This window comes from Niabella beijingensis, assembly GCF_020034665.1.
Taxonomy (GTDB): domain Bacteria; phylum Bacteroidota; class Bacteroidia; order Chitinophagales; family Chitinophagaceae; genus Niabella; species Niabella beijingensis.
Window position 1 is genome coordinate 1,766,716 of the sequence record NZ_JAIQDI010000001.1, and the last position, 11,640, is coordinate 1,778,355.

Consider the following 11,640-nt stretch of genomic DNA (forward strand, 5'->3'; position numbering starts at 1 on the left):
AAATAAGCGGGATCAGGCGCGGAATGCTGCCGGCGCCATGGAGGTCTGCTTTTTAAAAAAATTGGAGAAATGCGCCACTTCTTCAAACCCCAGGGAATAGGCGATCTCAGAAACGCTCCAGCCCGTTTGCTTCAGCAGCATTTTCGCTTCCTGTGTGATGCGATGGTGAATGAGCTGAGAAGTGGTCTTACCGGTACCTTCCTTCAATACCTTGTTGAGGTGGTTTACATGAACGGCCAGCCGGTCTGCATAATCCTTTGCCGTGCGGAGCTGTAAACGCTGCAGGGGCGACTCAATGGGGAACTGGCGTTCCAGCAGCTCCGCGAACAAACTGACCGCACGGACCGCTGCGGTAGCGCCCGAATGCTGTACAGCAGCGGGCTGCAGCTTTTGTCCTGCATGTATCAGCTCCATAACATAGTTGCGCAGCAGATCGTAGCGGTAGGCATAATCAGAACCGATCTCTTCCTGCATCTTGCGGAACACCAGCGCAACCGCATCCGCTTCCCTGTCGCTGATCTCAAATACCGGGTAGCCGCCCGGCATAAAAACCGGCAGCTCATCCGGATTCACACCGGTTTTTTGTTTCATCAGGAATTCATGTGTGAAAATGCAAAAATATCCATGCATCGCATCATCCTTTGGCAACCAGTGATACGGTACCCGAGGTGTGGCAAAAAGGAGGGCATTCTTTTCTATTTCAATCACTTTATCGGCATACTCGGCAGTGCTTCTTCCGCGGATAAGACTGATCTTATAATAGGCCCTGCGGCTGTAGGGCATCACCGATCTGCGTTTTACCTCCCGGATAGTGGCGGCAAGGTCAAATACATTAAAATGCCCGATCTCCTTATGAATACCGGGCGGTAACAACAGGCTGATATCTCTTCCCGTAAAACCGGATGCTTCCTGGTAAAACTCGTCGAGCGAAGTGCTTTTAATGCGTTTTGTAGGCTCCATAACAATGCTTGCAAAAATCAAAGTTACGGATCTGCCATCAAACGCCCGCCGGCTCAGAACAGCAACAGTGACTGCCCACCTACTTTCTTCTTCGCCCCCGTGGGACGTATATTGTAGGTGAAGGTAGCCATATAATAATTGCCCAGCACATTTCCGTTACTGTATTTCAGCATGTTCTGCGAAAGAATGACCTGTGTGTTGTTGATCTTTTTCAAAATATCATTCACCCCCAGGCGCAGTACCCCTGCTTCATTTTTGAACATCGTAATGTTCACCGCAGCGTTCCACCGTACATATTCCCGCAATGAAGGGTCCACGAATGCACTGTTCCGGATAAATGCGATATTGTTTTCCAGGATGATGTGTTTAGGCCAGCGGAGTATTTGTTCTGAGCTGATCTCGTAGCTGGTAACATCGTAGGACTGGAACAGGGTCTTGTTGGAGTTCCTTACTTTCTGGCCGCCATAGCTGGCATTATTATTCCATTCAAACACATCATTCCAGTTAAGACCAATACCCGCCCAGAGGTTGACATTGTTCCGGTATTGTTTACTCAGCTGATTGTTATAGCTGAAATAATTCTCATTGTACTCATAATAGAACCCGATATTCGAATTCATCGTAAACCGCTGGGAGAATTTATTCTGTTTGTTGATCCCCCCGTTACCGGAAATGCTTTTCCCTTCACCGGCATTTACCGGCAATACAAGCTGCGTACCATTGTCCTGCTGCAGGATGTTCTGTATCACATCGTTCCTGATGGTGGCCGCCCGGGCCCATCCCCACACATTCAGGCTGAGTTTGGGATCATAGGTATACATATTCAGCTGGAGGCTGTGCCGGATGGCCGGCAACAGGTCCGGGTTGCCATTGTTGATCACGTAGGGATTGGTATTATCAAAAACCGGGATCAGGTAGCGGTAACCGGGCAGGATCACTTCCTTGCGGTAATCGATATTCAGTTTTCCATATACAATACCCAGTTCCGGCAAAAAGGTATTCAGCTGCTGTACCACATCCTGCGGAAGCGAGACCAGCCGGTTCACAAAACGCTGCGACTGGTACCGCACCCGGGGTGTTATGGTCAGCTTTTTATTCTTGTATTCCAGTCCTGCCGCCGTGGAAAAGCTATTGCTGGTACGTTCGAACCGGTTGCTGAGTGCATTGTTCAGCACAGTAAACCCGCCCGAGCCATCCCGGGCGTAGGTACGAATGGTGTTGGTCAGCTGTTCATATTCATACCGGGCGTCCATACGCACGGAAAGATTTTTGATCACCGGTTCGCTGTAATTGCCGTAAATACTGACATTGAGGGTAGGTACTTTTTCATTTCGCAGCTGGTCGAACAGGCTGTCTTTGGGCTGCGGGTACTGATAATTGATCAGCGAATGCGTCGTCGCTTCATTGTCGCGCAGCTGCCAGCTAAGCTGATGGTTCAGGTTCAGCCTCCTCCCCTTTTTGGTCCGGGACAAGCGGCTGTAATTGATATAATGCCGGTAATTCCGGCTCACATTATCCCGATCAAGATCCACACCTCCGTCACTTAGTGGCCCCAATACGGAATTGGTATTTTGCACAAGTGTAAACCGGTCATCGACAGTAGTTCCCGCCATATAGTTGATTCCTGCCAGGATATTGGTAAGGGTATCCGGGCGAAGCTTTGCGCCCAGGCCAATGTTATGAGCATTGATGAGTATTTTGGCGGTCTCCTTCTCACTCCTCCGCAGCAGGGTGTCGGCATTATTGTATGTCGTATATCCGTCATTCTTTACATCCACCTTTACATTGCCGTAGAAGTACTGTCCGAAGATGGACTGCTTACTGCTGGGCGAATGATTGATGTTCAGTCCCAGACCTGAACTGGTGCTCAGGCCTCCATACTCCGTGATGCCGCCGAAATTGATATCGTTGATCCGGATACCGGTACCTCCGGAGGAGTTGCGCCAGATACTCACACTGCGGTTCGTGTTCACGTCCGTATTCCGCTGCATGCCGCCTGTTTGCATCAGTTCGGAAAAGCTGAATCCCGGGCGGTTCAGGTTATTGATATAGCCCAGGGCGCTTACCTGCAGCGTATCCCGGAATATATTGGCAATGGCCCCCGCTTCATAGGTACCTTCCGTACCGGCGCCTGCATAAGCTTTGCCGAACATTCCTTTTTTCACCCCTTTTTTAAAAGTAAGATTGATGACCTTCCCTACATTGTTAAGATTGTCATCGCCCCTTCGCAGAAGTTCTTCCTTGTCATCGGTTACCTGAACCTTGTCGATCACATTTGAAGGAAGATTGCGTGTGGCCATTTTCGGATCATCGCCGAAGAACGCCTTTCCGTCCACGGTGATGCGGTTTACCGGTTTCCCGTTTACTGTAATATTCCCGTCGCGGTCCACCTGTACTCCCGGCAGTTTCTTCAGCAGGTCTTCCACCAGGGCATTGGGCAGCGTTTTGAATGCCGCTGCATTAAATTCAATCGTATCCTTCCGGACGGTCATCGGCGGCCGTTCCGCCACCACCAGTACTTCATCCAGGGAGGTACTGTCCGGGCTCATCCACAGCGTATCCATGTTCAGTGCAGCCTGGGTAAGCGTAAAATCTGTACGCATCACCTTATAACCGGTAAACGTGGCGATGGCCCGCAGCGGCACGTTCAGCGGCAGGCCGGGAATTTTAAACGTGCCGTCTTCTGCCGACAGCCGGTAGGTAACGATACTGGTATCTGCAGCCTTGTAGATCGTAACCGTGGCCAGGTAAAGCCCTTTTTTGGTTTGGGTATCCAGCAGTTTTCCGTTCACCATTCCCTGCGCCCCCGCCCAACCGGTATAGAACAATAAGAGGACAAGCGTTGCGATTTTCTTCATGAGCATTATTTTGAAGCAAGATGATTTAAAAACATTGCTCCTGCCGGGTCGCTGTGACGAAACCATAAAACAATGGTATAAAAGGAGAAAAGTTTTGGGCGAAATTATACGATATTATTCGTACTAAAAAATCGTAGAATGTTTTTTTTAAAAAACTTCACAGGAGATAAACGGGGCCATCCGGGTAAAAATGCGTCATACCCGGTCTGCGGCGATCATCATTGCTGTGCCGGGCCGTACTAAACAAAATAATGCCGGAGGATATAGGAAATTTCATAGAGGATGAAGAGGACTGCCAGGATGTACTGGAACCGCAGGTTATTGATGCGTATGCCCAGCACGCATAAGACAATATGCACCAGGTTGCGCACCGGGTACTCCCAATGCAGGGAGCGGAAGTATTGCCGCCCCTTCAGCAATGTATCGGCGAAGTCGGCCGCAAAGATCACAATGAGGAAGGCAAAGAACCAGTTCTTCCGGGAAAAGAAATAATCCCGGAAGCTTTTGTAGTCATTGATACCATCCGGGAATATTAATACCGTCAGTGCATAATACATCGTCGTATAGAAGATAAGAAATCCGTATTCCAGGAAATTCCAGCTGCCCACCCCGGTTAGCCGGGCTTCCCACCACCAGAAATGAATGATCAGGATAAAAGTATAAAACACCCACAGGAGGTGCAACGGATAGGGTTTTACACCCTTATTATGATCGATCAGCTTTACAGCGTTCTTTAACAGCTGTGCAATCCCAAAGCCCAGGATGATGCTGATCATCGTCCGTACATGGGTAAATGTTTCCTCCATAGCTATAAGGTTTAGAGGGGATGATCCTGATGCGCTGCCAACACTGATGAGGTCAACGGAGCCGCTCCAGTATCCCTTTGCGTTTTACAATGTTTTTGTAATCCCACTGGATGATCGTTGCTTTTTTCAGCCAGCGTTTCAATGTTTTTATATCAACAGCCGTAACAACCGTATACCGTATTTCTGCTGCTTTAAAGCTTCCCCCGGGCTGCAGATCCGGCTCATCAAACGACTGGCCGCTCCAGAAAAGCAGGCGCACACTGTCTTTCAGTTTACTGTAACCCACAATGGGATTGCCTTCCAGGAACCACACCGGATGTCCGTGCCAGATCTTGTTTTCCGCATCGGGAAGCTGGAGACAGATCTGTTGCGCCAGCAAATCACAAATGGCCTTATCAGCGGGCGGGCGGGCATCGTTATACGCCTGGATATCCGGGTTCATCGTTGATTTTTTTTGGAAGATACTCTATTTCTTTTTCTGATCTGTCTTCCGTTTTAATTCCCGGTTGCTGACGGTCTGCCGCGATCCGCACCAGGAATTGACGCAAACCACATCTAATTCCGCTTTTGCGGCAACGTATCTTGCAGGTATCATTTTTTAATCTAAAACAATCATAATCATGAACAACAAAGAAATCGTACAACAGGTGATCGACGCCTTTTTAAACAAAGATACAGAACGGGCACTGGCCTATATGAGCGAAGACGTTCAGATAGGCTGGCCCGGATTCTTTGACCTGCCCGCGGGAAAAGAAGCCGTACGCAGCTTCTTTACGAATGTGCCCGAACTGGTATCCAGTCAGGTGATCGATCTGATTGCAGAAGGAAACACCGTTGCCGGTACCGGTACTGTTACCAGCAGGGATAAGGATGGCTCCCTCAAAAACAGTTTTTTCTGTGATGTATATGAACTGGAGAACGGAAAGGTCATCCGTCTCAAAAGCTATATGGTATTTGAACAGCCGCGGGTGGCAGCAGCCTGCGGGAACTAATTGATCAACTTTATAAAAAAATACGATATGAAAAAGAAACTACTCTTTACCGCCTGCCTGCTTACAGGCCTTCTGTTCATCAATGCCGGATTGAACAAATTCTTGAACTACCTTCCCATGCCTGAAAAAATGCCGGAGGCTTCATTAAAATTATTTACAGCAATGGTGCAGATCCCCTGGCTGATGTCGCTGGTGGGCATTGCAGAGATTGCAGGAGGTGTTTTATTTATCATTCCCCGGTACCGGGCGCTGGGAGCCTTGATACTGACCCCTGTGATGGCCGGTATCCTTCTGACGCATATCAGCGTTAACCCCGGAGGGTGGTTCATGCCCGTGCTGATGACGTTTGTAATGATCTGGAGCATTATTGAACAACGCCGGCAGTATCTTGGTCTTATCGCCCGTTAGCAGCATGTATATACAGCCCGTCGTGACGCAAAACATGCCGGTTACAACCACCATTAAGGGGCATTAAGCGGAAAAAACCTTAACGATCCTTAACTCCTTAATGGTTTAAAAACACTCCGCCACATGCCGCTACAATCACAAGAACCATTAAGCCATTAAGGGGCATTAAGCGGAAAAAACCTGAACGATCCTTAACTCCTTAATGGTTTAAAAACACTTCACCACATGTTGCTACAATCACAAGAACCATTAAGCCATTAAGGGACATTAAGCGGAAGAAACCTTAACGATCCTTAACTCCTTAATGGTTTAAAAACACTCCGCCACATGCCGCTACAATCACAAGAACCATTAAGCCATTAAGGGGCATTAAGCGGAAAAAACCTGAACGATCCTTAACTCCTTAATGGTTTAAAAACACTTCACCAAATGCCGCTACAATCACAAGAACCATTAAGCCGTTAAGAGACATTAAGCGGAAAAAAACTTAATGATCCTTAACTCCTTAATGGTTCAAAAACACTTCACCAGATGCCCCTACAACCATAAGAACCATTAAGCCATTAAGGGACATTAAGCAGAAAAAACCTTAACGATCCTTAACTCAATGGTTTAAAATACTGCAACAGGTATCCCTCAAAACCAGCGTAATGATCCATCAGCCCCTCGGGGTCTTCTTCGCTTTGCCGGCACCCGTTATCGTTTTATTAAACTCCAGGGCCAGGCTGATCCAGTAGTTAAGCGCTGCCGGGGTATGGAGCCGGTCCTCATCTACATGTACATAGCCTTTGTAAACGCGCCCTTTCATAACGACCGTGTGGCATCCTTCCCGGGCAATAAGGGCATCGTGTATGCCAGGGTCTATCCGGCACATGATCCTTCCTGCTCCGACCGTAAGACACATTTTCCCGTTGACCATGAATGCCAGACCTCCAAACATTTTTTTCTCTGTCACGTCCGGCAGCTCTGTCAGGGCCTGGCGCATGCGCTGCGCGAGCAAGTCATTATATGCCATGTTACTGAAATTTATGCAGGTGTATTTTTGTGGAAGGTCAGCGTATCAAAGAAGATCGTCAGTGCCTGCAATTTCCCGTTGCGCGCTTCCCATATTTCGGCAACATCCCCCGTCATGCCGGCACCATTAGGAAACGTATAGCTGTACCTGCCGATCACACAGGCTTTGTCTCCTTCCACGATCATCTGCTTTACCTGCATGGAATTGAACACCCGGGAAAAGCGGTCGATCACCTGCCGGTAAGCCGCTTTCCCTACAATTGGTTCCGGCCGCGTCATATCACCGCCCGTAAATACAAAATCCTCGGCAAGGACCGACTCCCATCCTTCCTTTTGAGCAAATCCTTTATAATAACTTTCCAAAAGTTGTTTTGTAGTAGCTGTATTTGCCATCGTTTTTCGTTTTAAAGTTATTGCAATCCGTATCTTTGCACTTGCATTTTGCAAGCACTAAATTAGGAAAGTTATTGCAATTTGCAAGTAAAAAATTATGAACAAAAGAAGATCAGATTGTCCGATTAGTTGTTCGCTGGATATTTTTGGCGACAAATGGTCCCTTTTAATTATCCGCGATGTAATGCTGCGCGGCAAATCCTCCTACAGTGAGTTTTTGCAATCGGAAGAGAAAATAGCCACCAACATACTTACCAGCCGGCTTTCCCTTCTAGAAGAGGCGCAGATCGTATCAAAAACGGTTTCCCCGGCCAACCGGTCAAAATTCATCTATCGCCTTACACAAAAAGGCATCGACCTGCTGCCCATCATTGTAGAACTGATGGACTGGGGTGCCCGGTATGATGTCAATTGCCCCCGAAAGGAACTGGGTAAAAAGATCAAAAAAGATAAGGCCGCTGTGATAAGAGAATATACACAGCGGCTTAAGAGTGAAATCAGGTAGCCGTTACCGGAATACTTCTTTAACCGGAATACCCCGCCAGCTTGCCGGCATCTTCAGTTTCAGCAGCCAGGCGATGGTAGCAGCTGTATCGTAGGTAATGATGGGCTGCTGTAACGCTTTCCCTTTCTGCACACCTCTTCCGTATACCACCCAAGGGATCTGTACTTCGTCCAGGGATTTACCACCATGCCCTTTTCCTTTTCCGCCATGATCCGCTGTTACCAGGATCACCGACTCGCCGGCAATGCCCGCATCCTCCACGGCCTTCACGATCTTTCCGATACGTGCATCCACCTGTTGCAGTTCTTTATAGTATTCGGGTGTGCGATGGCCGATGTTATGGCCCACCCCATCCGGCTGATCCAGGTGTATAAAGGTAAGCACCGGTTTCTGCGACCGGATGATCGCCACCGCTGTGTCCACACAAAAATCATCGTTGTCCTTTGCAGCAACACGCAGGGTGGTTGCTGCTTTTTCCACCAGCGGATCGATACCCTGCCAGCTGTAGATCAGTGCGGATACCGCTTCCGGCCGCTGTTCCTTCAGCAATGAAAAAACAGAAGGGAACAATCCAAAGCGGCTGGTATCGGCCGAAGGGATCTCCGGAACCGCACTGTTCCACTCGGTATAGCCATGTACCGTCGGTCCGGCGCCCATCAGCAGCGAAGCCCAGTTCACCGCGCTGGATGAAGGCAGCACTGAACGGGCGGTCAGCGACCAGGCACCGTCCTGCATCAGTTTTTTCAGCTGCGGCATTTCCGCATCCGGCACGGCATAGGCGCCAAACCCGTCGCACCCGATCAGGATGACATGTTTCACTTTTGAAGGTTGTGCCAGTGCTGCGAGCGGCAGCCAGATGCTCAACGCAATGATCATTTTACGCATATTGCTCATAATCGTTTTTATTTTGAATGACCGGAACGACGAAGATACACCAGAAGCCCTGTCAGCACCCTCCTGAAACAGAACAACCGGTTGCACAGTTATGCCCAGAACCAAATAAATCCTATTTTTACTGTTTAAACAGAGTACATGCAGCAGGTAGATTTTCTGGTGATCGGAACGGGTATCGCGGGCCTTACCTACGCTTATAAGATGGCACAGCAGTTTCCTGAACGGAAGATACTGGTGCTGACCAAGGCCGCAGCGGATGAAACCAATACCAAATACGCACAGGGCGGCGTAGCCGTAGTGAACGATACGGAGCATGATAGTTTTGAAAAACATATAGAAGATACATTGATCGCGGGAGATGGCCTTTGTAATAAAAAGGTCGTTGAGATCGTGGTTACGGAGGGACCGGACCGCATCAATGAACTGATCGCTCTGGGGACCAACTTTGATAAAGAGGCCGATGGGGATTACAAACGGGGTAAGGAAGGCGGACACAGCGAATTCCGCATCCTGCACCATAAAGACGTTACCGGCTGGGAAATGGAGCGGGCCCTGCTGGAAGCGGTCGGCACCTGCCCGAATATTGAGATCGTCAAGCATTGTTTTGTTATTGACCTGATTACCCAGCACCACCTGGGCTATCTGGTCACCAAGGCCACACCCGATATTGAATGTTACGGGGTGTACGTGCTCAACCTCCGCACCAACGGGATCGAGACCATCCTTGCCAAAACCACTTACCTGGCCTCCGGAGGAAACGGACAGGTGTACCGCACCACTACCAATCCCGGCATTGCCACCGGCGACGGCGTGGCCATGGTATACCGCGCAAAAGGCCGTATCGAAAATATGGAGTTCATCCAGTTTCATCCCACGGCCCTGTTCGAAGCCGGACTTACCGGCCAGGCGTTTTTAATTACAGAAGCGGTACGCGGCGATGGCGGTATCCTGCGCAATAAGGACGGAGAAGCATTCATGGAAAAATATGATGCGCGCAAAGATCTGGCGCCGCGGGATATTGTGGCACGTGCCATCGACAGCGAGATGAAACGAACGGGTACCGAACATGTGTGGCTGGACTGCCGGCATTTTGAGCTCGAAAAATTCCTGGAACATTTCCCCAATATTTATGAAAAATGTAAAAGCATCGGTATTGACATTACCCGGAACATGATCCCGGTTTCACCGGCCGCTCATTACAGCTGCGGAGGTATCAAGGTCAACGAATGGGGGCAGACCTCCATACGGAACCTTTATGCCGTGGGCGAGTGCAGCAGCACCGGGTTACACGGCGCCAACCGCCTGGCCAGTAATTCCCTGCTGGAAGCGATGGTATTTGCGCACCGCTGTTTTGAGCAGGTATCAAAAAAAGCATTGAACGGGGAACTGAATGCACATCACTATGAGGGTGAGATACCGGAATGGAATGCCAAAGGCACAATGCAGCCCAAGGAAATGATCCTAATCACCCAAAGCCTGAAAGAGCTGCGGCAGGTAATGTCAGATTATGTGGGTATCGTGCGTAATAACATCCGCCTGGAGCGGGCTTCAAAGCGCCTGGATCTCCTGTGGGAAGAAACAGAACAGCTATACCGGTCGAGTAAGGTATCGCCCCAGTTGCTGGAATTGCGTAACCTGATCACCATCGGTTACCTCATCGTAAAAGGTGCCATATTCCGCAAGGAAAGCCGCGGGCTGAATTATAATACCGATTACCCTGAAAAGAGTGTGCTCGTACAGAATGTGGTGCTGTAATATTTGGGGAATTGAGATTCGAGAATTCAGAATTGATACTTGAGAATTCAGACTCGAGATTTGAGAATTGAGATTTGTTATTTAGATTTTAATGTATTACATCATTTACGCTTTTTTATACCTCTGTTCCCTGTTGCCGCTGCCGGTGCTCTACCTGCTGTCCGATTTCTTTTACGCAATAGTTTATTATGGCATCGGGTACCGGAAAAAAGTGGTAATGGACAACCTGGCCATCGCATTTCCTGAAAAAACGATCGGGGAGCGGACGCGCATTGCCAGGGATTTTTACCATAAATTCATCGACTCATTTGTAGAGACGGTCAAACTGCTTTCAGCCTCCGATGCTTTTTTTGAAAAACGCTTTACCGGAAACTGGGAGGTGGTAGACCGCTATTACGATCAGGGACGCAGTGTACAACTGATCCTGGGACATACATTCAACTGGGAATGGGGCAATGTGCAGATCGTCCGGAAGATCCGGCATACGTTCCTCGGCGTCTATATGCCCATCAGCAGCAAACCGCTCAACCGGGTCTTTAAAAAACTGCGGTCACGCAGCGGGGCCGTCCTGTTGAGCGCACACCATATGACCCGGGAATTCCTGCCCTACCGCCGCACACTGTATTGCCTGGGACTGGTGGCCGATCAAAGTCCGGGGCACCTAAAAAAAGCCCGGTGGTTCCATTTCTTCAACCGCAGGACTGCTTTTACCGTTGGGCCGGCAAAAGGCGCCATCACCAACGATGCCGTGGTGGTATTTGCCGCCATCGAACGCCGGAGAAGAGGCTATTATGAGGTTACTTTTACCGTGGCCGAAGAACATCCGAAAAACGATACGGACGAGCACCGGCTCACCCAAAAGTTCGTGCACTTCCTGGAAACCACCATCCGCAAAAACCCGGATATGTGGCTCTGGACCCACCGCAGATGGAAACACGAATGGAAGGAAGGTGATGTAATGGGCGAATGATGCCGGTTACACAACAGAAGCACCCAACCACACAATAACCGGTCCTGCCGTTATACAAAGCGCCTACATTTGTTATAGAAAAAAA

General features: G+C 49.2%; 13 protein-coding genes. 5 read left to right on the plus strand and 8 right to left on the minus strand.

Annotation, left to right across the window (positions count from 1 at the left end; translation table 11 throughout):
• Nucleotides 1–12 precede the first annotated feature (12 nt).
• From K7B07_RS07400 to K7B07_RS27595, 5 genes are all read right to left on the minus strand, one after another.
• Complete coding sequence (locus K7B07_RS07400) at nucleotides 13–960, minus strand: helix-turn-helix domain-containing protein (RefSeq protein WP_223708616.1); 948 nt, start codon at nucleotides 958–960, stop codon at nucleotides 13–15.
• A gap of 53 nt (nucleotides 961–1,013) precedes the next feature.
• Nucleotides 1,014–3,818: an outer membrane beta-barrel protein gene (locus K7B07_RS07405; protein ID WP_223708617.1), complete on the minus strand. Its 2,805-nt coding sequence runs from the start codon at nucleotides 3,816–3,818 to the stop codon at nucleotides 1,014–1,016.
• Nucleotides 3,819–4,057: 239 nt separating this feature from the next.
• Nucleotides 4,058–4,624: a hypothetical protein gene (locus K7B07_RS07410; protein ID WP_223708618.1), complete on the minus strand. Its 567-nt coding sequence runs from the start codon at nucleotides 4,622–4,624 to the stop codon at nucleotides 4,058–4,060.
• A gap of 52 nt (nucleotides 4,625–4,676) precedes the next feature.
• Nucleotides 4,677–5,066, minus strand: a complete 390-nt coding sequence (locus K7B07_RS07415) for a DUF1801 domain-containing protein (protein WP_223708619.1) — start codon at nucleotides 5,064–5,066, stop codon at nucleotides 4,677–4,679.
• 24 nt (nucleotides 5,067–5,090) lie between these two features.
• Nucleotides 5,091–5,219 carry a hypothetical protein gene (locus K7B07_RS27595; protein ID WP_262903498.1) on the minus strand — a complete coding sequence of 43 codons (129 nt, stop codon included), beginning with the start codon at nucleotides 5,217–5,219 and terminating at the stop codon, nucleotides 5,091–5,093.
• Between the two features lie 25 nt (nucleotides 5,220–5,244).
• Between K7B07_RS27595 and K7B07_RS07420 the strand changes: the two genes are divergently transcribed.
• Nucleotides 5,245–5,616, plus strand: coding sequence for a nuclear transport factor 2 family protein (locus K7B07_RS07420; RefSeq protein WP_223708620.1), 372 nt, complete (start codon nucleotides 5,245–5,247; stop codon nucleotides 5,614–5,616).
• Between the two features lie 27 nt (nucleotides 5,617–5,643).
• Nucleotides 5,644–6,024: a DoxX family membrane protein gene (locus K7B07_RS07425; RefSeq protein ID WP_223708621.1), complete on the plus strand. Its 381-nt coding sequence runs from the start codon at nucleotides 5,644–5,646 to the stop codon at nucleotides 6,022–6,024.
• Between the two features lie 658 nt (nucleotides 6,025–6,682).
• Here K7B07_RS07425 and K7B07_RS07430 read toward each other — a convergent pair.
• Nucleotides 6,683–7,039, minus strand: coding sequence for a TfoX/Sxy family protein (locus K7B07_RS07430; protein ID WP_223708623.1), 357 nt, complete (start codon nucleotides 7,037–7,039; stop codon nucleotides 6,683–6,685).
• Between the two features lie 11 nt (nucleotides 7,040–7,050).
• A complete protein-coding gene (locus tag K7B07_RS07435) occupies nucleotides 7,051–7,431 on the minus strand; it encodes a nuclear transport factor 2 family protein (RefSeq protein ID WP_223708624.1) in 381 nt (126 codons plus the stop codon).
• Between the two features lie 97 nt (nucleotides 7,432–7,528).
• Between K7B07_RS07435 and K7B07_RS07440 the strand changes: the two genes are divergently transcribed.
• A complete protein-coding gene (locus K7B07_RS07440) occupies nucleotides 7,529–7,936 on the plus strand; it encodes a winged helix-turn-helix transcriptional regulator (RefSeq protein WP_223708626.1) in 408 nt (135 codons plus the stop codon).
• 3 nt (nucleotides 7,937–7,939) lie between these two features.
• Here K7B07_RS07440 and K7B07_RS07445 read toward each other — a convergent pair whose 3' ends face one another.
• On the minus strand, nucleotides 7,940–8,830 hold the full coding sequence (locus K7B07_RS07445) for an alkaline phosphatase family protein (RefSeq protein WP_223708628.1): 891 nt from the start codon (nucleotides 8,828–8,830) through the stop codon (nucleotides 7,940–7,942).
• Nucleotides 8,831–8,968: 138 nt separating this feature from the next.
• Here K7B07_RS07445 and nadB point away from each other — a divergent pair, with 138 nt between their 5' ends.
• Nucleotides 8,969–10,585, plus strand: coding sequence for an L-aspartate oxidase (gene nadB, locus K7B07_RS07450; protein WP_223708630.1), 1,617 nt, complete (start codon nucleotides 8,969–8,971; stop codon nucleotides 10,583–10,585).
• Between the two features lie 91 nt (nucleotides 10,586–10,676).
• A complete protein-coding gene (locus K7B07_RS07455; protein ID WP_223708632.1) occupies nucleotides 10,677–11,555 on the plus strand; it encodes a lysophospholipid acyltransferase family protein in 879 nt (292 codons plus the stop codon).
• The last annotated feature ends 85 nt before the right edge of the window (nucleotides 11,556–11,640 follow it).

Bases quoted from the DNA above. Each gene is read 5' to 3' on its own strand.
- K7B07_RS07425 (WP_223708621.1), top strand. From the start codon at position 5,644: ATGAAAAAGAAACTACTCTTTACCGCCTGCCTGCTTACAGGCCTTCTG.
- K7B07_RS07415 (WP_223708619.1), bottom strand. From the start codon at position 5,066: ATGAACCCGGATATCCAGGCGTATAACGATGCCCGCCCGCCCGCTGAT.
- K7B07_RS07455 (WP_223708632.1), top strand. From the start codon at position 10,677: ATGTATTACATCATTTACGCTTTTTTATACCTCTGTTCCCTGTTGCCG.
- K7B07_RS07405 (WP_223708617.1), bottom strand. From the start codon at position 3,818: ATGAAGAAAATCGCAACGCTTGTCCTCTTATTGTTCTATACCGGTTGG.
- nadB (WP_223708630.1), top strand. From the start codon at position 8,969: ATGCAGCAGGTAGATTTTCTGGTGATCGGAACGGGTATCGCGGGCCTT.
- K7B07_RS07420 (WP_223708620.1), top strand. From the start codon at position 5,245: ATGAACAACAAAGAAATCGTACAACAGGTGATCGACGCCTTTTTAAAC.
- K7B07_RS07445 (WP_223708628.1), bottom strand. From the start codon at position 8,830: ATGAGCAATATGCGTAAAATGATCATTGCGTTGAGCATCTGGCTGCCG.
- K7B07_RS07400 (WP_223708616.1), bottom strand. From the start codon at position 960: ATGGAGCCTACAAAACGCATTAAAAGCACTTCGCTCGACGAGTTTTAC.
- K7B07_RS07435 (WP_223708624.1), bottom strand. From the start codon at position 7,431: ATGGCAAATACAGCTACTACAAAACAACTTTTGGAAAGTTATTATAAA.
- K7B07_RS07410 (WP_223708618.1), bottom strand. From the start codon at position 4,624: ATGGAGGAAACATTTACCCATGTACGGACGATGATCAGCATCATCCTG.
- K7B07_RS07440 (WP_223708626.1), top strand. From the start codon at position 7,529: ATGAACAAAAGAAGATCAGATTGTCCGATTAGTTGTTCGCTGGATATT.
- K7B07_RS07430 (WP_223708623.1), bottom strand. From the start codon at position 7,039: ATGGCATATAATGACTTGCTCGCGCAGCGCATGCGCCAGGCCCTGACA.
- K7B07_RS27595 (WP_262903498.1), bottom strand. From the start codon at position 5,219: ATGATACCTGCAAGATACGTTGCCGCAAAAGCGGAATTAGATGTGGTT.